12 protein-coding genes and 2 tRNA genes are annotated in these 22164 nt (G+C 67.4%); all 14 read right to left on the reverse strand.

Going from position 1 to position 22164, the window contains the following annotated elements; genetic code table 11:
- Positions 1-113: 113 nt before the first annotated feature.
- The gene (locus CEP50_RS15895) at positions 114-5870 is read right to left on the reverse strand and encodes an SDR family oxidoreductase (RefSeq protein WP_146134819.1); all 5757 of its coding nucleotides are present in this window, start codon (positions 5868-5870) and stop codon (positions 114-116) included.
- Complete coding sequence (locus tag CEP50_RS15900) at positions 5870-7231, reverse strand: acyltransferase domain-containing protein (RefSeq protein ID WP_106114737.1); 1362 nt, start codon at positions 7229-7231, stop codon at positions 5870-5872. Before CEP50_RS15900 ends, CEP50_RS15895 begins: the two co-directional genes overlap by 1 nt.
- A 194-nt stretch (positions 7232-7425) precedes the next feature.
- Positions 7426-8196, reverse strand: coding sequence for an SDR family NAD(P)-dependent oxidoreductase (locus CEP50_RS15905; protein ID WP_106114738.1), 771 nt, complete (start codon positions 8194-8196; stop codon positions 7426-7428).
- 1055 nt (positions 8197-9251) lie between these two features.
- A tRNA-Ala gene (locus CEP50_RS15910) sits at positions 9252-9324 on the reverse strand.
- 105 nt (positions 9325-9429) lie between these two features.
- Entirely contained in the window at positions 9430-9546 is a 117-nt protein-coding gene (locus tag CEP50_RS20365; RefSeq protein ID WP_017972653.1) for a DLW-39 family protein, read from the reverse strand.
- A gap of 66 nt (positions 9547-9612) precedes the next feature.
- Positions 9613-9686, reverse strand: a tRNA-Ile gene (locus CEP50_RS15915).
- Between the two features lie 131 nt (positions 9687-9817).
- On the reverse strand, positions 9818-10648 hold the full coding sequence (locus tag CEP50_RS15920; RefSeq protein ID WP_258175316.1) for a DUF3566 domain-containing protein: 831 nt from the start codon (positions 10646-10648) through the stop codon (positions 9818-9820).
- A 51-nt stretch (positions 10649-10699) separates the two neighbouring features.
- A complete protein-coding gene (gyrA, locus tag CEP50_RS15925; protein ID WP_106114740.1) occupies positions 10700-13195 on the reverse strand; it encodes a DNA gyrase subunit A in 2496 nt (831 codons plus the stop codon).
- A gap of 150 nt (positions 13196-13345) precedes the next feature.
- Positions 13346-15319: a DNA topoisomerase (ATP-hydrolyzing) subunit B gene (gene gyrB, locus CEP50_RS15930; RefSeq protein WP_106114741.1), complete on the reverse strand. Its 1974-nt coding sequence runs from the start codon at positions 15317-15319 to the stop codon at positions 13346-13348.
- 330 nt (positions 15320-15649) lie between these two features.
- Positions 15650-16258: a DUF721 domain-containing protein gene (locus CEP50_RS15935; RefSeq protein WP_106114742.1), complete on the reverse strand. Its 609-nt coding sequence runs from the start codon at positions 16256-16258 to the stop codon at positions 15650-15652.
- The gene (gene recF / locus CEP50_RS15940) at positions 16248-17411 is read right to left on the reverse strand and encodes a DNA replication/repair protein RecF (protein WP_106114743.1); all 1164 of its coding nucleotides are present in this window, start codon (positions 17409-17411) and stop codon (positions 16248-16250) included. Before recF ends, CEP50_RS15935 begins: the two co-directional genes overlap by 11 nt.
- 93 nt (positions 17412-17504) lie before the next feature.
- Positions 17505-18392 carry a phosphogluconate dehydrogenase (NAD(+)-dependent, decarboxylating) gene (gnd, locus tag CEP50_RS15945; protein ID WP_106114744.1) on the reverse strand — a complete coding sequence of 296 codons (888 nt, stop codon included), beginning with the start codon at positions 18390-18392 and terminating at the stop codon, positions 17505-17507.
- Positions 18393-18462: 70 nt separating this feature from the next.
- Positions 18463-19587 (reverse strand): DNA polymerase III subunit beta, encoded by a 1125-nt coding sequence (gene dnaN, locus CEP50_RS15950; protein ID WP_106114745.1) that lies wholly within the window; start codon positions 19585-19587, stop codon positions 18463-18465.
- Positions 19588-20645: 1058 nt separating this feature from the next.
- A partial coding sequence (gene dnaA / locus CEP50_RS15960) for a chromosomal replication initiator protein DnaA (RefSeq protein ID WP_219905512.1) occupies positions 20646-22164 on the reverse strand: 1519 nt, incomplete at its 5' end.

Here is a 22164-nt window from a genome sequence, read left to right on the forward strand (position 1 = left end):
GGACGAACGGTGGCGAAGGGTTTTTCGGGTCCTCGCCCACCTCCCCCGGGCCGCACGTGCTCGGGACGTTTCGGACCGAGGGGCCGGTGAGGAGTCCGGATGGCAACATGTGGTCAACCACCGCGATGCATGTGCCAGCCGTGGTGGTTCCTCACCGCCCATCCCAGGGGGTGGGAGCTTGTTCCGGTGACTCGTGCCAGGACCTGCCCGGTGCTCGTCACTGATTCGAGCTTGTCCATGTTCCCCTCGCTGCCCGGCTCGGCCAGCAGTACCACGGTGTCCGGGTGCTGCCGAGCGATCGCGCGGTCGTTCAGGGCGGTGTTCAGGTCGATACGTCGCAACGACGTGGGTACGGCGACGGCGAGTCGGTCGGGCCGGTGTGGATCGAGAACGTGGGTCCGGGCCAGGGAGTCCAGCATGACGGCGGGCAGCAGGATTCGGTCGGTTATCCGGTCCCCGACAGAGGCGGTGTTCCACGTGGCCGCAGACATCGTGTTCCCGATCCGGCAGTCCGCATTGGCCGAGAACGGCCCCGCCAACTCCACAGGGCTCCCTTCCAGAAAGTAGGGGTCCGGCACGGGGCATTCGTCGACCTCGGGGACGTCGCGAACCTCGGCTTCGGGAGTGGTGTCGGTGAGGAGAACGTCGAACGTGGAATGCTCGCGCCCGGACAGCAGCACACGCCCGTCCCCGCTGAGAACATCGCTGACCAGCCGGGCACGAACGCGGATAATCCCGCCCTGTTCCTCCGAACGCTCAGCGATGACCCGGCACAGCGAACCGGTGCCGTGCGTCGGCAAACACAGGAACGTGTGGAAGACCACGTGCTCGAACCCCAGCACCCGAGTACCCGGCACCAGCACGGTAGCCGCCTCGGCACCGAGCTCGAGGTGAAACGTCCCGGGCAGGGTCGGTCTGCCCTGGACCAAGTGGCTATACAGGTAACTGTCCCGACCGGGATCGAAGTCGTACCGCCATACCTGGTGCGTGGGGCTCTTCTCCAGGAGTTCGTCCAGCAGTGGTGGTTCTCCCGGGTCACCGGCCGCATCGTGTCGCCGGGGCGCGCCCTCCGACGAGCTGCTTCGGAGCAGTCCCGGCGTCACACGTTCGATCGTGTCCAGCTCGTTGTCGCCCAGCTGGTGAACCACATGGGTCCCGTGCCTGGTGGCCCTGAGTTCGTCGAGGAAGTGGCTGACTCCTTCGGAGTTGTCGAGCGGTGTGAGCACGTTCTTGCGTTCGGTCAACGACTGGGCCATCCGGTCGGACCCCATCCCGGTCTCGGCCCACATGGTCCAACCGATGGTGAATTCGTCGACCCCGTCACGACGGCCCCGGTAAGTCCCGGAGGCACTGAGGTAGTCGTTGGCGGCGGCGTAGTCGGACTCTCCGCTCAGGCCGAGAGTTCCGGCCAGAGAGCCGAAGTTGCACCAGTGCTTTGTTCGACTGCCGAAGGCGTCGACGAGATTGTGATACCCGTCGACCTTGGCACCCAGTACCGCGCGCACGTCATCCAAACTCTTCGAGTCCAGTCCCGCGGCACGATTGATTCCGGCAGCGTGCACGAACAGATCGATGTGATCGTGTTCCGCGAGTACGCGGTCGGCTGCTGCTCGAACCTGTTCACGGTCACTGATGTCGCACACGAGGTAGTGGAGGCGGTCCTCTCCGAGCAGCTCTCGGAGATCCCGGACGGTACGCCGTGTTTCCACACCTCGCCGATGCCGCTGGTAGGCCCGGAGGTGTTCGGTGAAGTGATCCCGGGGATGATGCCGACGTCGCCATGTCAGGAATTCCGCCCGGTTGTCGGGAGGCTCCTCGGTGGGGGCGTCCTCGTACGAGGTGGTTCCCAGGATCCACACGTGCGGTCGAGTGTGGCCGGCGAGCCCCCGGAGGCACTCCGCGGTGATTCCGCGGCCTCCACCGGAGACCACGAGGACCGAGTCGTCGTCCACGAGTGAGCCGGACTCTCGGGAAACAGGTTCGGGCCGCAACCGTGGTGTGAGGCGGTGACCGTTCCTTCTGTGGACCTCGGGCAGGGCGTGGGACAGGGTGCTTTCCCGTTCCAGTTCCGCGAACGCCTGCTCCGGATCGGTACTGCTCGTGCTCAGCGACAGCAGGCGGCACTCCGGCAGGTCCCATGCCAGACTCTTGACGGTTCCCGTCAGCAGGGCGGCGTGGGGATGAGCCCCGAACTCGTGTTCCGCACCGAGCTGAAGGACCAGGAGACTGCCCGTGAGCAGCGGACCGTGCGCTCCCGCTTTCGCGGCCAGAAACGCCACTTCGTGGAGGCGTGACAGGCTTGACGGTGGCCTGTCCAGGGCGTCGCCGCCGTCCTGGGGGGCGGTGACGGACGCGAACACGCGGATGTGTCGGCACATGGCGGGAGTGATTCCCAACCGGTCCAACGTGTCGGCCTCCACGGTCCCGACGGTGGTGACGCGCTCGTCGTTCGGCGTGCTCTCCGTACACAGCACCGTTGCGCGCCCTGCGGTTCGTTCCGCGGCCGTACGAGCGACACCGGCGTCGTTGGTCAGCACCAAGTGCTCGGCACCGAGTACGTCGGCGGCCTCACGAACGGTTTCGCCGGGATCGGGAACATGCGTGAGCACGTAGCGCTCGGTTCTCCGGTCGGGCCGCTCCACGGGGGCCGAGGCGGTCGGGCAGGGCTGGGACTCAGCGGTGAACGCGACAGCGTGGTCGGTACCGTACTCGCTCCCGACGATCACGGTGGACCGTTCCTCGCCGGTGACGCCCCGCAGGAGGGCCACCGCGCCGTCCGCGGTGAGGAAGGTCGGATCCTGCTGGGAAACGACTGTCCCGTTCCTCCCGGAACGCTCCGGCGCGAGGGTCCCGAGGACGGGCCAGGAGTACCGCCGCGCGAGGTCGCGACGTGTCACGAAGAACGCGAACGCTCCCTCGGCTGTTCGTCGGTCGTCGATCCCGTGGAAGGCCGCCACCCACGGCGTCGTGTTGCCGTTGACCCCGAGGACGAGGGCCACGTCGAGGTCGCCGTCCCGCAGATAGGACATCCCGGTGCGGAGAGCGGCCAGGAACGAGTCCCGCCCCGCCCCCACGGCCGCGGCCACACCGGTGAGATCGAAACGGTTCGCCACGCGGCTGGCGGTCACGTTGGGCAGGAGACCGGGCAGGTGGTCCTCGGAGTGGGGAGGGATCCGACGACGCGTGCTCTCCCAGTAGTCGGCGAGTACGTCGCGCGCGGCCTCACCGTGTTCACGTGCGAGGTCGTCGGCGAGCCGGGACAGCACGTCCCGGTAAGCACGGACACTGGACCCCTGGGAGATGCGCAACGGTTCCTCCGTTCCGCACAGCACACCGGTCGTCTCCTCCAGCCCGGCCCACAGTGTTCCGTGGCTCTCCGCGAGTCGTCGAACGACTTGTACGGCCATCTGCTGGGTACGGTCGATGCCGCGCAGAGCCTTCGGTGTCAACCGCATCGTCGCCGGCTCGGGGGCGGGGTAGTTCTCACCGAAGGAACGCCGAGGTGGGAAACCCGTGTGCAGCCAGGTCCGCAATCGCTCCCGGTCGGGATCGCCGGGCAGCATCGCCTCCCATCCGACGAGGACGATGTCCTCGGCGCTCCGGTGGACGGCGGGTGTCCGTGTGCCCGCGTGAGGCTCTTCGACCACGAGGTGGGCATTGGTACCGCCGAAGCCGAACGCGGACACTCCCGCCCGGCGTGGCCGGTCCGCACGCGGAGACCAGTCGACGGGCTCGTCCGGGACACGCGGTCCACTGACGTTCACGTGCTCGGGCAGCTCGTCGAAATGGTGCTGTGCGGGAATCCGGTGCCGTCGCAAGGAAAGCACCGCGTGCAGCACCGAGACGGCACCGGCCGCCCAGCCGGTGTGTCCCAGGACGGATTTGTTGCTGCTGACGGTGATCGGTGCCTCCGAGGTGGTCTCGGCGATCGTGGTCAGCTCGCTGGCGTCGCCTTCCGGAGTGCCCGTGGCGTGCGCCAGGACCCAGTCGAGCTCACCGTCCCCGAGGCCGCCGCGTTGCCAACTCCGTCGGAGGGCCAGTCGTTGTCCCTTCGGGTTGGGCGCGTAGATCGCTTTGCCGCGCCCGTCAGCGGCGGCCCCGAAACCTCCGAGCACGGCCAGGATGTCGTCGCCGTCCTCGCGAGCCCGTTCAACGGTCTTCAACGCCAGCACGCAAGCACCGTCGGTGAACAACGTGCCGTCGGCGTCCTTGTCGAAGACACGGAGGTTCCCGCTCGGGGACAGCCCGTTGACGTTGGCGAACAGGACGGAGTAACGCGCGGACTGCTGTTGCCATCCACCGCACAGGGCGATGTCGCACTCTCCCTCGCGCAGGGCCCGGGCGCCGAGATCGAGTGCGTAGAGCGAGGAGGAGCACGCGGTGTCCACAAAGGCCGCGTTTCCGTGCTCCGGCGCTAGCCCGGATACCGCTCGGGCCAGAATCCGACTCGGTAACAACCTGGTCGCGTCATGCCGTGCCCGTGGCAGGTGGCGCCGGATGACTTCTCGCACCCGGTCAAGATCCGCATCCCCGCACCACGAGCGCAACGTCACCAGGATGTCCTCGGAAAGCAGGGTTTCTTCCAGGTCGTAGCTGCCGTCGCTCCATGCTCCGAGGTACGTCGCGAACCTGTCGCGCTCGCGGGTGGTGCCTCCGTCCAGGGCGTGCAACACGCAGTGCCGCACCCACTGCGTCACGACACCGTCCGCCTCCCCGATGTCACCTCGTGCCAACTCCTCGGCGAGAACGGGATGCGGTTCGAACCCGTGCATGTGACCGGCGCGCACCGTGTAGGTACGGTCCTCGGCATCGGGGTTCGAGTCGTAGAAGTCCTCTGCGCGGTAGGAAGATCCGGGCTCGGAGAACACCGACTGGTTCCGGTTCAACAGGGTCCACAACTGCTCGGGTGTGCTGGCCCCGGGAAGGGCGACGCCGGCACCCACCACGGCGATCCCGCGCTCGTCCGCGGCCCCCTCGTCGGGTTCACCACGCGGCCCGTACCCCGCTGCCGGAGCGCGCCCTGAGGATGTCAGCGGAACGCTACTGCTCGAGGGAGCCTCGACGGATTCGCGTTCCGGTTCCCTCCGCGGCGGTGAGAGCATGGCACTGCCCGTGGACAGGCCACCATCGGCAAGCATGGATTGTCCGCTGATCCCGCTCGCGGCGGAACTGGCCAGATAGACCACGAGTTCGGCGAGATCCTCCGGACGGGACGCCCGCCCCAGCGGGGTCGCCGAGCGGACCACCTGGAGGAACTCCGCGGCACGGGGAAACAGATTCGCGACCTCGCCTTCCACGATGTTGGCCGAGGCCGAGTTGACTCGGATGCCGTACGGCCCGTACTCGGCGGCGAGGTAGCGGGTCAATGCCTCGACCGCGGCCTTGGACACCCCCACGGCGGCGTAGTTGCCGACCACAAGCTCAGCGCCGATGGAGGACACGTTGACGATGACACCGCCACCGTGCTCCTTCATCCACGTCGCGGCCGCCAACGAGCACCACCGTGTGCCGTTGAGGTTCGTGTCCAGAACGCGGGTCCAGTTCTTCTCAGTCAGTTCCTCGAGGGGGCGGAATATGCCGACGGCGGCGTTGTTGACCAGGACGTCGAGGCGGCCGTGCCGCTCGGTCACCAAGGTGACCATCTCCTCGACCTCGTCCTTCTTCGCCACCGAGGCACGCAGCGACTCAACCGACAGCCCCTCCTCCCGCAGAGACGCGACAGCCTGTTCGGCCTGTTGTGAGGAGTGGAAGTAGTTGATCACGACGTGCGCGCCGCGTCGAGCGAAGGTTCGAGCCGTGACGAAGCCCATCCCTCGGGAGGAACCGGTCACCAACACGACCCGTCCGGCGAAATCGGAACTCGTGACCATCACCACTCACCCATCTCCTGCACCAGCGTCGTGATCTCGTCGAGCGTCGTGTATTCCGTGATACGGAAGTTCTCCGGAAGTTCGGCGAGCTCGTACCGGTCCCTTGCGCGCTGGAGCAGTTCGTTCCGTTTGACGGAATCCACTCCCAGATCTGCTTCCAGGTCGGCGTCGGGTGTGAGCACGTCGACGGGGTACTCCAATGACTCCGCGAACAACTGCCGCAATTGCTCCAGAAGCTCATCGCGGTCTCGCGACGGGCGGGACGTGTGCGGGTCTTCTGACGTGTCCGAGGTCTCTGTCACGTCGTTCGTGCCGGAGAGCGACTCCGGAGCCTTCGTGGTCGCTTCCGGTGTTTCCGGTGTTCTCGGTGCCGCTGCCGGGGAAGGAGTCGCGGACGTGCCACCGACGCGCCGGACCTCGGCGTCGACCGAGTCGACATCGATCTCTCCGGCCAGCGGGGCCGCTGTGATGCTTCCCGGAACGGAGGCGCGAACCATCCCGGTCAGGGCGCGCCCCATTCCGCACTCCGCGAAGAACGTCACGCCGTACGCGTGGAGGTGCCGCACGGCGTCCAGGAAGTACACGGGCGCCGTCAAATGCTGCAACAGCAACGACGGGATGTCATCACCGGAGGTGTAGACACGTTTGTGCAGCGTCGAAAACACCTTCGTGTGCATGGGCTGAACGGGGATGCCGCGCAACGACGGGGCGAGCTCGCCGGCGATCGGATTCAACAGCGAATTGTGGAACAGATAGGGAGACTTCACCCTGGTGGTGCTCGCCCCCAAGGAAGAAGCCGCATCCAACAGGCGTTCGAGCACCTCCACGGGCGCCGATACCACGGTCTGGTACGGCGCGTTCACGGCCGCGATCTCGGCATCCCATTCACCGGATGCCGTGATCAGAGCCTGTGCTCGGTCGGCGGGAAGACCAACGACCAGCAACCCACCACGCGCACGGGAACTGGTACGGAGGAGCCGATCCCGCTCACACAGCACACGTGCCCCGTCGGCGAGTGTGTACGCGCCGCCGGCGACCAGTGCGGTGATCTCTCCCAGGCTGTGTCCGACGAGCACGTCCGCATCGACCCCGTACACCTCGGTCAGCAGCGTGTGCACCGCCATCGATCCGGCGAAAATAGCCATATGCAGCGCCTCGGGATCATGGGCGATGAGCGTGTCGATATCGGGACCATCTTCGGTCAGCAGAGCACTGATCGGGTTGACCCCGTACTCGGCGCTCACCGAGTCGACTCTGCCCAGAACATCACCGACGACCGCGTGCCGACGCGCGAGCGGGCCGAGCGCGCCGGGCCTGTACGCGCCCTGTCCCGGAAACAGGTGAGCGGTTTTCTCCGCCATAGCGATCTCCACACTTCAACGAGGGACAACATCAATCGACGACAACGACGTCCTATGCGTGTGTGCTCCGCAGGAACGTGGCCGACAGCACCGATTTCGCTGAGAGAGGTGCTCGCAAGCACCGCGGGTCGTTTCACTCGACATTCTTCGTTCGGACGGTCGACACCGGTCAACGGGACGCGAACTCCGGCGAATCAGGTCATTCCCCCGTCCACGGAAAGTGCTTGGCCGGTTATTCCCGACCCCCTGTCGGAGGCCAAGAACACCGCCAGTGCAGCGACGTCCTCGATCGTGGTAGTTCGACCGGTAGCCGTTTTCTCCAGAAACGAATCCAGGATTTGTTCGTAGGATGTTCCTGTCTGGAGCCCAAGGTCCGCACCGAGTTGGTGGACCAAGTCGGTCACCACGATGCCGGGGCACACACAGTTGGCTGTGATCCCTCGTGGACCGACTTCCTGGGCCAGGGAACGCATCAGCCCGATCACGGCGTGCTTCGCGGCGGCGTAGGCCCCGAAACACGGGATTCCCGCCTTGCCCGCGAAGGAGGAAACAGTGATGATCCTTCCGGATTCCTGCGGAACCAGATAGGCAAGGGCCCTACGGGTCGCGTAATACACCGAGTGCAGGTTCACAGCGATGGTTTCGTGCCAGGTGGCTTCCTCCATCTCCGCCACGGGGCGCAGCGACGGGGCGCCGCCCGCGTTGTTGACGAGGACGTCCAGGCGACCGTGGCGCTCGACGGCCACGTCGACGGCCTGTTCGACCTCGTGACGACGACGTACGTCGGCAGCGACGAAGCGGACCTGACCGTCCGCTCCGAGTTCCTCTTCCGCTTGGGAACCGCGGACCTCGTCCCGTCCGGTGAACACCACCCAGGCCCCCTCGTCGCGGAAGCGCCGCACGATCCCTCGGCCTATCCCACGAGTGCCGCCGGTGACCACAGCGACCTTGTCGTGAAGTTCCATGAACGCACCCCTCCCGGGCCGCACGGCGCCTCCTGCTGAACATCCCTCATCCGGCAGGAGCGGTAACCGGCTGTCTCCCGTGTTCGGATCCGGATCCGTCTGTGTCGGTCAGGACGAAAACCGACCTCGAGGAACCGCCGTCCGTGTCCGCGAATCCTCCGGAAACATGTCTTTTTGAAGAAACAAAGCAACCTGAATCGAAATCTCGATCAACGCAGGAAACCGGATTTGACTGCGAGAAAGAAGGCCGCCAAGAACACCGACACCAACGAAAACGCAGTACTCCGCCTTATTTCGAAAAAACCAGCCACAACACCTTCCGCCTCCATCCGAACGTCCGCTGCGAAGCACGGCGGACCGATTCCACGTACCCTGTTGTCATAGTCGTTCAGTCTCCTCGGCACACCGAAAGACGGGGTTCACTCGGTACGTGAAAACAAGATTACGAAGCGACACGAAATGGCGTCCAACGGACGTTCCGTGAGGCGGAACAGGCTCAAGCCGACGACGTTCGACCGGGACGTCGAGCTCCCGCCGGACCACGTGCTTTCCGAGGTGGGGAACGTCCGGTCGCTCATGTCAGGCGCACGAGGGGCCAGCAGTGGAGGAGGAGCTTTCCGGAAGGATTTCCCGGCTTCGTACGGAGCCGAAGGAAGAGAGGCCCGGAGCGCTCGCACGGAGACCGAAGTCGGCGGACCAGGACGGGCCGCCTGGCAAGCGATCCCACCGGGACACGACCTCTTCCCCTGTCGCGGCCCCCGAGTACCGTGGTCTGACTCATGGCTAGGTGGTCGAACTGACGAACGCCTGCACGCCGCACCTACTGGCCATATGTCTTATGTCACATCAGAGTGCGACAGAGTGAGACGGGGCACCGAAGACTCTCCGGGAGCCCCCGATCGAAGGGGAGCTGCCGCGGCCGAGGGCAATGACAATCTGATACGGGACCACCACACGTGAAAGACGGCCTGGACTGCTCCACGGCATGTGCCCCGGATGTGCCCCAAGGTGGATCATGAAAAAGGACCAGGCCGACTGACCTGGTCCTCCGAGGGTGGAGACGAGGGGAATCGAACCCCTAACCCCCGCCTTGCAAAAGCGGTGCTCTGCCGATTGAGCTACGTCCCCGTCCGCGCCGCCGGACACTTGCGGAACCGGCGCACGACAACGGCGCCCGAATCGGTGGCAATCCGACGGATCGACTCCGAAGCAGGGGCGAACCGTGGACTACTCTCAGGCCTCCGCCGTGGCCTCGCGCCACAGGTCGGCCTCCGCCTTGGCCGCACTCTTGCGCCGAACGACGAACAGGACGGCACCGGCAACAGCAGCCAGGATGAGCAGCTTCTTCACTTCGGACGCCTCCTACTACGAACGTATGCCGCCGCCGCGAGAACCGCAGCGGCGGCATGTGTCACGTGGGCCTAGGAGGACTTGAACCTCCGACCTCTTCGTTATCAGCAAAGCGCTCTAACCAACTGAGCTATAGGCCCTGCGTGCAGTGAACACATTACACGAGCCCACGATCGCCCTCAAAGGGGGGGTGCCCCTCGGCGTGTCCGCCGGGAAAGAAAGCCGTGACCAGCACTTTCCCCGCCGACGACCACCGAGGGGCGCCCTTCGCTCACTCGCGCTCGGACAGGGTCAGCTCGACGCCTCCCACGAAGTCGGCCGCCACGTTGTAGATGAACCCGGCGACCGTGGCCAGCGCCGTGGTCAGCACGATGTTCACCGCCCCGATGATCATCGCCGCCCCGAACACCCTGCTCGCACTGATCAACGGCTCGGACAGGGAGTTCTCCGGCTGGGTCAGGTCGCTGAACGTTCCGTTGAGCTGTTCCCAGACCCCCATGCCGCCGAGCACCCCGTAGAGCACGGCGACGGCGATCATCCACACGAAGAACAGTGTGATGCTCAACACCAGGGACAGTTTGAGCACCGACCACGGGTCCACCCGGCGCACCTGCAGGCTCGCCCGCCGCGGCCCCCGGTTGGGCCGCCGCGGGTTGCCCTGGGTGCCCGTACCCCGCACACCCACGCCCGAGCCGAACGACACGCTCGACCGCGCCGACTCCGCCGCGGCGGGGCCGTCCTCGGGCGAGTCCGAGTCCCCCCGCAGCGGATGAGGGATCTTGTGGGTGTCCTCGGAGTCGGACCCCTCGCCGTCCGATCCGCGCTGCCCCTGAGCTGTCGTCACCCGGCCCTCCTCGCCGTCCGCGGCCGCGGACGAGCTCGACGAGTTCGGAACACGCTGCCACGGCGGCGCCGCCACCGAGGCGTCGACCTCACTGTCGGAGTCGCTCCGGCCGCCCGCGCTCGTCCCGCTGTCGGCGGTGTCGGTGGACATCCCCTCGGAAACCGAGGTCGCCGTTGTCTCCGTGGTGGTGGTCGAGGTCGTGTCCTGCTCGCCCGTTGAACGGGACTCCGATTCCTGCGGCTTGTCCGAAGATGTCACGAGCGATCCTTCACTGATCGTCGACTCCGCCACGCGGCCCGCCCGCGTGGCTCATTTCCGTTGCTCCGGACCGGCGGCATCGGGATCGGAGGCCTCGTCCGCGTTCCGGGCGATGGCCACCAGCGAGTTGCCCTCACCGAGATCCATCAGGCGGACCCCCTTCGTCTGCCTGCCGGCTTTCCGCACCTCCTTGGCGGTGGTGCGAATGACCCCACCGGTGGAGGTGATCGCGTAGAGCTCGTCGTCGAGCTCGGCAATGAGCGCTGCTACAAGCCTGCCACGTTTTCTGTCGTGCTGAATGGTCAACACACCCTTACCCCCGCGTCCCTGCACGGGGTACTCCTCGATGGGAGTGCGTTTGGCGTAGCCGCCCTCGGTGGCGACCAGCACGTACCTGTTCTCGCGCACGACCCCCATGGCCAGCAACTCGTCGCCGGAGTTGAAGCGCATACCGAGCACGCCCGAGGTGGCCCGCCCCATGGGACGCAGCACCTCGTCGCTGGCGTTGAACCGGATGGACTGCCCCTCGGCGGAGACCAGCAGCAGGTCGTCCTCCGGCGAGCACAGCACCGCCCCGACCAGCTCGTCGCCGTCCTTGAGGTTGACCCCGATCAGCCCGCCGGAGCGGTTGGAGTCGAAGTCGGTGAGCCGGGACTTCTTGACCAGCCCCTTCTTGGTGGCCAGCACCAGGTAGGGAGCGGCCGTGTAGTCCTTGATCTGCATCACCTGGGCGATGTGCTCGTCCGGCTGGAAGGCCAGCAGGTTCGCGACGTGCTGCCCGCGCGCGGTGCGGTTCGCCTCGGGCAGCTCGTAGGCCTTCGCGCGGTAGACCCTCCCCTTGTTGGTGAAGAAGAGGATCCAGTCGTGCGTGGAGCAGACGAAGAAGTGGGAGACGATGTCGTCCTGCTTCAGGGTGGCGCCCTGCACGCCCTTGCCGCCGCGCTTCTGCGCCCGGTACAGGTCCGTGCGCGTCCGCTTGGCATAACCCGTCCGGGTGATGGTGACCACGACGTCCTCGTCCGGGATGAGGTCCTCCATGGAGACCTCGCCCTCGTACGGGACGATCCTGGTGCGCCGCTCCTCCCCGTGCTTGTTCACGATCTCCAGCAGCTCGTCGCGGACGATCGTGCGCTGCCGCTCCGGGCTGGCGAGGATGTCGTTGAGATCGGCGATGCGCTCCTCGATCTCGGCCAGCTCGTCCAGGATCTTCTGGCGCTCCAGCGCGGCGAGCTTGCGCAGCTGCATCTCCAGGATCGCCGTGGCCTGGTCCTCGTCGATGCCCAGCAGCTCGATCAGCCCCGTGCGGGCCTCGTCGACCGTCGGCGAACTCCGGATCAGGTTGATCACCGCGTCCAGCTGGTCCAGCGCCAGCGACAGGCCACGCAGGATGTGGGCGCGCTGCTCGGCCTTGCGCAGGCGGTACCGGGTCCGCCGCACGATCACGTCGATCTGGTGACGCACGTAGTAACGGACCACCTGGTCCAGCCGCAGCGTGCGCGGCACACCGTCGACCAGCGCGAGCATGTTCACGCCGAAGGTCGTCTGCAACTGGGTGTGCTTGTAGAGGTTGTTGAGCACGACCTTGGGGATCGCGTCCCGCTTCAGCGTGATCACGATCCGCATACCCCGACGACTGTTCGACTCGTCCGAGATGTCGGTGATGCCCGAGATCTTGCCGTCCCGGTGCATCGTGGCGATGGTCTCGATCAGGTTGTCGGGGTTCACCTGGTAGGGAAGCTCGGTGACCACCAGGGCGGGGCGGCCCTTGGCGTCCTCCTCGATCTCGACCACCGCGCGCATCCGGATCGAGCCGCGGCCGGTGCGGTAGGCCTCACCGATCGAGCTGGTCCCCATGATCAGACCCCTGGTGGGGAAGTCGGGGCCCTTGATGCGCTCGATCAGGGCTTCCAACAGCTCCTCGTCGTCCGCCTCCGGGTGGTCCAGCGCCCAGACCACCCCGTCGGCGACCTCCCGCAGGTTGTGCGGGGGGATGTTGGTGGCCATGCCCACCGCGATGCCCCCACCGCCGTTGACCAGCAGGTTGGGGATGCGCGACGGCAGCACGTTCGGTTCCTGGGTGCGACCGTCGTAGTTGTCCGAGAAGTCGACCGTGTCCTCTTCGATCTCGGCCAACATGCTCATGGCCAACGGCGCCAGCCGGGACTCGGTGTATCTCATGGCGGCGGCCGGATCGTTGCCGGGGGAGCCGAAGTTGCCCTGGCCGTCGATGAGCACGTTGCGCATGGACCACGGCTGGGCCAGCCGCACCAACGTGTCGTAGATCGCCGAGTCGCCGTGCGGGTGGTAGTTACCCATCACGTCGCCGATCACGCGTGAGCACTTCACGTAGGAGCGGTCCGGGCGGTGCCCGGAGTCGTACATGGAGTACAGCACCCGGCGGTGCACCGGTTTGAGCCCGTCACGGACGTCCGGCAGCGCCCGCGCCACGATCACGCTCATGGCGTAGTCGATGTAGGAGTTCTGCATCTCCTGCTGGAGATCGACCGGCTCGACGCGGCCACCCTCGGGAGGCAAGGTCTCGGTCATACCGTCCTTCTTCTCAGTGAGCTGGTGTAGTTCCCGTGCGGACGATCACTCGTCCACCGCGGTCACACGGTCGTGGGAAATCGGGATCCCGCCCCTCCGCGGGGAACGGTGGCACCACGGCGGCGCCACGGGCGGGGACGTCCCGGGGCCTCAGACGTCGAGCAGCCGAACGCCCTTGGCGTTGCGGGTGATGAACGAACGCCGCGCCTCGACGTCCTCGCCCATCAGCACGCTGAACAGCTCGTCGGCCGTGGCCGCGTCGTCCAGGGTCACCTGCATCAGCACCCGGTGGTCGGGATCCATCGTGGTCTCCCAGAGCTCGTCGGCGTTCATCTCGCCGAGCCCCTTGTAGCGCTGGATCCCCTCCTCCTTCGGGAGCTTGCGCCCCTCCTGGGCGCCCTGTTGCAGTGCCGCGTCCCGTTCGCGGTCGCTGTAGACGTACTGCGGCTCCGAACGCGGCCACTTGATCTTGTACAGCGGCGGGCTGGCCAGGAACACGTGCCCGTTCTCGATCAGCGGGCGCATGAACCTGAACAGCAGCGTCAGCAGCAGCGTGCGGATGTGCTGGCCGTCCACGTCCGCGTCGGCCATGAGCACGATCTTGTTGTAGCGCAGCTTCGACAGGTCGAACTCGTCGTGGATGCCCGTGCCCAGGGCGGTGATGATCGACTGGACCTCGTTGTTCTTGAGCACCTTGTCGATCCGGGACTTCTCGACGTTGATGATCTTTCCTCGGATGGGCAGGATCGCCTGGTAGCGCGACTCCCTGCCCTCCTTGGCCGAACCACCGGCGGAGTCCCCCTCCACGATGTAGAGCTCGCACTCCTCCGGGTTGTTGGACTGGCAGTCCTTGAGCTTGCCGGGCAGGCCGCCGATGTCCATGGCGGACTTGCGCCGCACCAGGTCCTTGGCCTTGCGCGCGGCCACCCTGGCCTGCGCGGAGGAGACCGCCTTGTTGATGATCGTCTTGGCGTCGGCCGGGTTGCGCTCGAACCAGTCGGTGAGCCACTCGAAGGCCGTGGTCTGCACGAAGGACTTGACCTCGGTGTTGCCCAGCTTGGTCTTGGTCTGCCCCTCGAACTGCGGTTCGGAGACCTTGACCGAGATGATCGCGGCCAGCCCCTCGCGGACGTCGTCACCGGTCAGGCTGCCGTCCTTGTCCTTGAGGAGTTTCTTCTCCTTCGCGTAGGAGTTCACCACCCTGGTCAGGGCCGCGCGGAAGCCCTCCTCGTGGGTACCGCCCTCGTGGGTGTTGATCGTGTTCGCGAAGGTGTACACCGACTGGTTGAACCCGCTGTTCCACTGCATCGCGATCTCCACCTCGTGCCCCTCGCCGGAGGCACTGAAGCTCACGATCTTCTTGTGGATGGGTTCCTTGGTGTGGTTGATGTGGGCGACGAAGTCCTCCAGCCCCCCGGGGTAGTGGAAGACGCGTTCGGAGGCCACGGCAGCCTCGCCCGAGGCGTCCTCCCCGGAGGAGTCCTCGGCCACCGCCCGCTCGTCCCGCAGCACGATGCGCAGGCCCTTGTTCAGGAAGGCCATCTCCTGCAGCCTGCGCGCCACGGTCTCGGCGTCGTAGCGGGTGGTCTCGAAGACCTGGGGATCGGCCCAGAAGGTGATCCGGGTTCCCGTCCGGTCGGTGCGCTCCCCTCGCTCGGGGGCGGAGACGGGCTTGGAGTCCTCGTAGCGCTGGTGCCACACGTAGCCGTCCCGGCAGACCTCGGCCTCCAGCACCGTGGAGAGCGCGTTGACCACCGAGACGCCGACGCCGTGCAGACCACCGGAGACCGCGTAGCTGTCCCCGCCGAACTTGCCGCCCGCGTGCAGCATGGTCAGCACGACCTCCAGGGTCGGCTTCTTCTCCACGGGGTGCTCGTCCACCGGGATACCGCGGCCGTCGTCGGTGACCCGCACGCCACCGTCGGCGAGCAGCGTGACGGTGACCTCGCTGGCATGACCTGCCATCGCCTCGTCGACCGAGTTGTCCACAACCTCCCACACCAGGTGGTGCAGGCCGCGTTCCCCGGTCGAACCGATGTACATGCCGGGACGCTTGCGGACTGCCTCAAGGCCCTCGAGAACGGTGATGGATGAAGCGCTGTATTCGTTCTTCTTCGCTGTCACGGGCCTCGGAGTCTCCTAGAGCCGAATCGCTTGAGTCTGCGGCCTGCGCGGACGGGATCGGCGAAGCCGCCGGCGCGGGCCCGGGCCGCACGTGGCCCTTACCAGTGCCCGGCGCGGTCCCCGTGGGAGGGCGACCGGACCGGACCCGGCTCCATTCTACTGGTCGGGCTCACCAGAAACCGCCAAGGACGCCGCTGAATGGCTCACAGAGCCCTCGAAACGGATCAGGACACCTTTACGGGGCGGCGAAACCGAGAGGGGCCTTCTGATTCACACCTGTCGTTCCCGCCTCCATCGCGGCGGAACTTCCGCCCGAAAGAACGACAGCACTCACCCGTAGGTGTCACGCGGCCCCCGGCCCGACACGTGCCGCGGACCCCGGCGCCAGCTCGGCGCGGCCGGCCCCTGGACCCTGATCCGCCGGACCAGGTCCCTGCCGAGCCCGTCGGAGACGCGCCGCACGATCTGGCGTTGCAGCAAACGCAACTGGGTGGCCCAGGCGGTGGACTCCGCCTGCACCACCAGCACCCCCTCGCGCAGCTCCACGGGCTCGCTGTGCGCCGCGATCTCCTCACCGACCAGCTCGGTCCACCGGCCGAACACCTGCCCCCCGGCCAGCCGTTCCGACCAGCCGCGGTCGGCGGCCATCCTGGAGGCCAGTTCCCCCAGCGACTGCGGATCGCGGTCGTCGGAGGCCGCCCCCGACCACCCGCGCCGTCGGCGGGAGCGCGCGGTCTCCCCACCGGGGGAGCGCCGCGTCGTCGCCCCGGAGCGTTCGCGCACCGCGCGTAGCGCGGCCCGGGCGAGGTCGTCCCCGCCCGTTCCGGATCCCCCGGAGGTGCCACCGCCTCCCCCGCCCCGGTTTCCGGGACCGGGCCCGCCGGAAGAAGCCGAATAACCGGTTCCTCCGGAGAAGCCGGCCGGGATCTCATCCGACATGCCACACCTCCCCGTCACGCACGTCGAAACGGACACCGGAAAGCTCGGCCGGGACGTCCTCGGCGACCGCGGCCGTGACCAGCACCTGCTCGGCTCCGGCGACCGAACGTGCCAACCGGGCACGACGTCGGGAGTCCAACTCGGCGAACACGTCGTCCAGGATCAGCACCGGTTCGGCACCATCCTCGGCCAGCAGGTGGTAGGAGGCCAGTCGCAACGCCAGGGCCAACGACCACGACTCCCCGTGGCTGGCGTAACCCTTGGCCGGAAGCCGACCCAGCACGAGTTCCAGGTCGTCACGGTGCGGCCCGACCAGGCACACCCGACGTTCCAGCTCCTGTCCACGCCGTTGCCGCAGCTCTTCCAGCAGGGCGGACTCCAGGGCCCGGCGGTCGGCCCGCCCCTCGCTGCCCGCCCCCTCCGGAGGAAGGTCCGCGCTGGCGCGGTAGACCAGCCCAACCGGGTGTTGTGCGGGGTCCTCGGCGGCGGGTTCCCCCGTGGCCACCTCGGAGTAACACCGGCTGACGTGCGGAAGCAGGTCGGTGACCAGGTCCAGCCTGCCCGCCAGGAGGTCGGCCCCGTAGCTGGCCAGGTAGCCGTCCCAGACCTCCAGGGTGCGCAGCTCGTCGGAGTCGGGCCCACCGGGACCGGCGGACTTCAGCAGCGCGCCGCGCTGGCGGATCACCTTCTCGTACTCCGCCCGCACCCCGGCGTACCGCGGTGCCCTGGCGACCAGCAGCTCGTCCAGGAAGCCCCGGCGCTGACCGGGCTCCCCCCGCACCAGGGTCAGGTCCTCCGGGGCGAACAGCACCGTCCGCAGCACCCCCAGCAGCTCGCGGGGCCGGATCGGTGACCCGCGGTTGATCCGGGCCCGGTTCGACCGGCCCTGGGCGATCTCCAGCTCCACCAGCAACTCGCGGTCCTCGTTGACCACCGCGGCCCGCACCACCGCGCGTTCCGCGCCGTGCCGGATCAGCGGCGCGTCCGTGGCCACCCGGTGCGAACCCAGGGTGGCGAGGTAACCGAGTCCTTCCACGAGATTGGTCTTGCCCTGCCCGTTGGCCCCGACCAGGGCGGTCGCCCCCCGGGACAGCGCGAGGTCCACGTGCTGCCAGGAGCGGAAGTCGGTGAGCTGGAGGTGGCGTACGTACACGGCGGCCCCAGTAGTGCCTCGTTGACCCGGTCGTCGTCGGTGTCCGGTCGCCCCCGGTGTGGGCGTCCGGCCGACGTCGAGACCGGAGTCGGTTCACTCGTCGCTGGACTTCACCGCGTGACCGCCGAACTGGTTGCGCAACGCGGCCACCGCCTTCATCGCGGGCGAGTCCTCCTGTCGGGAGGCGAAACGGGCGTAGAGCGCGGCCGTGATGGCCGGGGTGGGCACGGCGTTGCGGATGGACTCCTCCACCGTCCACCGCCCTTCACCGGAGTCGGTGACGTAGCCCTCCAGCCGTTGCAGCTCCGGGTCCTCCTCCATCGCCCGGACCAGCAGGTCGAGCAGCCAGGAACGCACCACCGTCCCGTGGCTCCAGGCCCGGATCGTGCCGGCCACGTCGGTGACCACCCCGGAGGCCTCCAGCAGTTCGAACCCCTCGGCGTAAGCCTGCATCAGCCCGTACTCGATGCCGTTGTGCACCATCTTCGCGTAGTGCCCCGCGCCGACGGGGCCCGCGTGCACGAACCCCTTGTCGCGGTCCCCCTCGGGGCGCAGCGTGTCGAACACCGGCATCACCCGTTCGACGTCGGCGGTCTCGCCGCCGGCCATCAGGCCGTAGCCGTTGCGCGCGCCCCACACACCGCCGGAGACGCCGACGTCCACGTAGGAGATGCCGCGTTCGGCCAGGAAGTCGGCGTTCTCCCGGTCCTCGCTGTAGGGCGAGTTCCCGCCCTCGACGACCAGGTCCCCCTCGGCGAGCAGCTCCGCGAGCTCCCGGAGGGTGCTTCTGGTCGGTTCCCCGTGCGGCACCATGACCCACACGGTGCGCGGCGGCGTGAGCCTTTCCACCATCCCCGCCAGCGAGGGGACGTCAGCGACCTGCTGGTCGCGGTCGTAGCCGACGACCTCGTGCCCACCGGCACGCAGCCGTTCGCGCATGTTGAAGCCCATCTTGCCGAGGCCGACCAGACCCAGTTGCACCGAAACTTCCTTTCGACTCCGTTCGTCCCGTGGACGGACCACGGTTCTCACACGGACGTGTCCGCCCAGCTCAGCTCGGCATCCGAACCGGCATGAGCAGGTACAGATAGCCGGGCACGGTCTCCCCCTCGTCGTCGACCGGTTTGAACACGGCGGGCCTGCTCGACGTGGTGAACAACATGCGCGCGCGGTCGGCCTTCAGCGCGGTCAGCCCGTCCTGCAGGTAGTTCGGGTTGAAGGCGATCGTGAGCGGTTCCCCGTCGAACTCGACCGGCAGCTCCTCCTCCGCGCTGCCCTCGTCGTCGCCCCCGGCCGTCAGGCGCAGGGCGGACTCGGAGAACTCCAGCCGCACCTGGGTCCCGCGTTCGGCGACCAGGGAGACGCGTTTGATGGCGTCGGTGAGGGCGGACACGTCCACCACGGCGGAGGCCGCGTGCTCGTCGGGCAGCAGCTTGCGGTAGGGGGGGAACTCCGCGTCGAGCAGGCGTGTGGTGCTGCGCCGCGTCGCTCCGGAGAGTCCGAGCAGCCCGTCCGAGGAGGCCAGCGAGAGCTCGACCGTGCTTCCCGCCCCGCCGAGGGTCTTGGCCGACTCGGAGAGGGTGCGGGCGGGGACCAGCACGGCGGTGTCCTCGACCGAACCGGCGGGCTGCCAGGACAGCTCCCGCATGGCCAGCCGGAACCGGTCGGTGGCCACCAGGGTCAGCTGGTCATCGTTGATCTCCACACGGACGCCGGTGAGCATGGGCAGGGTCTCGTCCTTGCCCGCGGCCACCGCGACCTGGGAGACGGCCGAACTGAAGGCGTCGCCCGGCACGGATCCGGCCAGTTCGGGCATCTGGGGAAGCTGTGGATAGTCCTCCACGGGCATGGTCGGCAGGCTGAAGCGGGAGCTGCCGCAGGAGATGCTCACCCGGGAGCCGTCGACGGTGATCTCGACCGGGCGTTGGGGCAGCGCCTTGGTGATGTCGGCCAGCAGGCGGCCGGAGACGAGGGTGCGCCCGGTGGACTCCACCTCCGCCTCCACTCCGACCTGGGCGGAGACCTCGTAGTCGAAGCCGGAGATGGTCAGTCTGCCCTCGGTCTCGGCATCCAGCAGCATCCCGCCCAGCACGGGAACCGGTGGGCGCGACGGAAGGCTGCGAGCGACCCAGGAGACAGCATCGGCGAGACCGTCACGTTCCAGACGGATCTTCATGAGTGTCCTTTCGGTTCCGCCCTTCCCGACCGTGGTGCCGAGAAGATCCTGATCGAACGGGATGTGGGTGTACGTGCCGTGGACGGTTGGGGGCCGAGCCGTGCCCGTGAGCCCCGGTGGGGCGCTGCGCCGGAGACGCTCAAAGCCCGACGGGTCTCCCACGGTAGAGCGTTGGCTGAGCGCGTACTACGTGGGTCCGTCCCTCGGTGACGTCCTCGGTCGGGCTTGGCAGCGAGCTCGCGCGCGTTTTCTGCTTCTTCTCTTCCCTCAGGGAGAAAAACAAGTGGAGTTGTCGTAGTAGGGCCTGTGGATGTTGGGGACAGGCCTCGTTTTCGCAGTTCAGTGGCTGTACACCGCTGTGGATGTTCTTGTGGGCAAACTGGGGATGAATCGGCTTCACTGTGGATCGATTTGTCCACAAGCGAAGCTGTCCACAGTTGCGGGGGGTTTGATCCACAGTCGCTCCCCAAGTTTTGCCCAGTTTGTCCCCACGTCCTGTGGATAACCCTGTTTAGCTCGATCAGGTTGTGGATAAATCTGTGGACACCTTGGGGACAACTTGGGGAGGATCTGTGGGCAACTGGGGAGAACTTGTGTACGGCATGTGGGTCGTTTGAGTCCTGTCGCTGGTCACCCCTGGGGACACTCGAAGCTGTGCACAAGCCCACCTCAGGGTGAGTTTTGGCCGGCTCCACATGTGGAAATTCACATTCGGGTGATTTTTGTGAGAGCTGTACACAGTCCGTGTTCACAGGGTGTGTACAACTCGTCCCCTCCGCTCGTTTTTCCTACAGGACGAGCTGGTCACCGCCCTGATCGTGATCGAAGCTACACGTCGTCGCCGGCGGCGGCGAGGATGATCGTCGGCGTGTCCGCGCGGAACTCCACCACCGGTCCGCGAGGGCACTCGGCCGCGCCGCACGGCCGGGGGGGGGCTCCTTCGCGCACACGCCTCCGCCCGCCGCGCACACCCGAGGACGGAGGGGCGTCCGGGCCGGGCCTGTCACCGGCCCCGAGAACGAGCACCACCGGACCGGCGGTGCGGAACCGGGAGTTCCTCAGAGGAAGGAGGCCTGCTGCTTGATCCGCGCGGTCAGCTCCTGCACGTGGTCGTAGACCCGCCGCCGCTCCGCCATGGCCTTGCGGATCTTCTTGTCCGCGTGCATCACCGTCGTGTGGTCCCGGCCCCCGAAGCTCTGCCCGATCTTCGGCAGCGAGGAGTCAGTCAACTCCCGACACAGGTACATGGCGATCTGACGGGCCTGGGCGAGTGCCTTCGTCTTGCCCGGCCCGCACAGGTCGTCCACGGTCACCCCGAAGAACTCCGCGGTCATGGACATGATGGTCTGCGTGCTGATCTCCGGCGGCTGCGCGTCGTCCGGTATCAGGTCACGCAGCACGATCTCGGCGAGCTGCACGTCCACCGGCTGTTGGTTCAGCGAGGCGAAGGCCGTCACGCGGATCAGCGCGCCTTCCAGCTCACGGATGTTGCGCTCGATCCGGGCCGCGATGAACTCCAGCACCTCGGCGGGAGCGGCCAACCGGTCCTGGGCGGCCTTCTTCCGCAGGATCGCGATGCGGGTCTCCAGCTCGGGAGGCTGGATGTCGGTGATCAGTCCCCACTCGAACCTGGTGCGGAGCCGGTCCTCCAGGGTGTGCAGGCTCTTCGGGGGACGGTCCGAGGAGACCACGATCTGCTTGTTCGAGTTGTGCAGCGTGTTGAAGGTGTGGAAGAACTCCTCCTGGGTGCCCTCCTTGCCCTCCAGGAACTGCACGTCGTCCACGAGCAGCACGTCCACGTCGCGGTAGCGGCGCTGGAAGGCCACCTGCCTGTCGTCCCGCAGCGAGTTGATGAAGTCGTTGGTGAACTCCTCCGTGGAGACGTAGCGCACCCGCATCCCCGGGAACAGCCGCTGGGTGTAGTGCCCCACCGCGTGCAGCAGGTGCGTCTTGCCCAGCCCGGACTCCCCCCAGATGAACAGGGGGTTGTACGCGCGGGCCGGTGCCTCGGCCCCGGCCACCGCCGCCGCGTGGGCGAAGCGGTTCGAGGAGCCGATGACGAAGGTGTCGAAGGTGTACTTGGCGTTGAGCCGGGTCTGCGAGGTGGGCGGACCGTTCTTGGGGGCGGTGTAGGGCTGTCCCTGCTGCTGCTCCGGTTTGTTGTCGCTGCCGAAGGTGGGCCAGATCTCGTTGGCCGCCTGCAGGGCCTCGCCCTCCTCGTCCTCCTCCGGCTCGGAGGCTTCTCCTTCGGCCTCGCCGGGGCCCCTGCCGGTGGCGGAACCGGTGCCCGGCCACGGCGGGTCCTGGGGGGTCAACGGGAGTCGCTGCTGCTCGGGAGGCGTGGCGGGGATGCCTCCCCCGATGGAGCCGGTGTGGGCGGTGTTGCCGTAGTCCTCGGTCTCGTGGGGCGAGGGGAAGGGCTGGCGCGTCTCACTCGGCCTGCCGTGCCAGCCCTCCGCGCGGATCTCGGGCAGGTACCCCGTCGAGGCGTGCGGCCCCGGCCCGGCGTAGCCGGTCTCGTAGGGCAGTTCCGCCTGGGCGGGACCCCACTCCTCCCGGTGGTGGGACTCCTCGGCC

The organism is Actinopolyspora mortivallis, from assembly GCF_003001495.1.
In the GTDB taxonomy this organism is placed as follows: domain Bacteria; phylum Actinomycetota; class Actinomycetes; order Mycobacteriales; family Pseudonocardiaceae; genus Actinopolyspora; species Actinopolyspora mortivallis_A.

Bases quoted from the DNA above. Each gene is read 5' to 3' on its own strand.
- CEP50_RS15895 (WP_146134819.1), bottom strand. From the start codon at position 5,870: ATGGTCACGAGTTCCGATTTCGCCGGACGGGTCGTGTTGGTGACCGGT.
- dnaN (WP_106114745.1), bottom strand. From the start codon at position 19,587: ATGAAGATCCGTCTGGAACGTGACGGTCTCGCCGATGCTGTCTCCTGG.
- CEP50_RS15905 (WP_106114738.1), bottom strand. From the start codon at position 8,196: ATGGAACTTCACGACAAGGTCGCTGTGGTCACCGGCGGCACTCGTGGG.
- gyrA (WP_106114740.1), bottom strand. From the start codon at position 13,195: ATGACCGAGACCTTGCCTCCCGAGGGTGGCCGCGTCGAGCCGGTCGAT.
- CEP50_RS15935 (WP_106114742.1), bottom strand. From the start codon at position 16,258: ATGTCGGATGAGATCCCGGCCGGCTTCTCCGGAGGAACCGGTTATTCG.
- CEP50_RS15900 (WP_106114737.1), bottom strand. From the start codon at position 7,231: ATGGCGGAGAAAACCGCTCACCTGTTTCCGGGACAGGGCGCGTACAGG.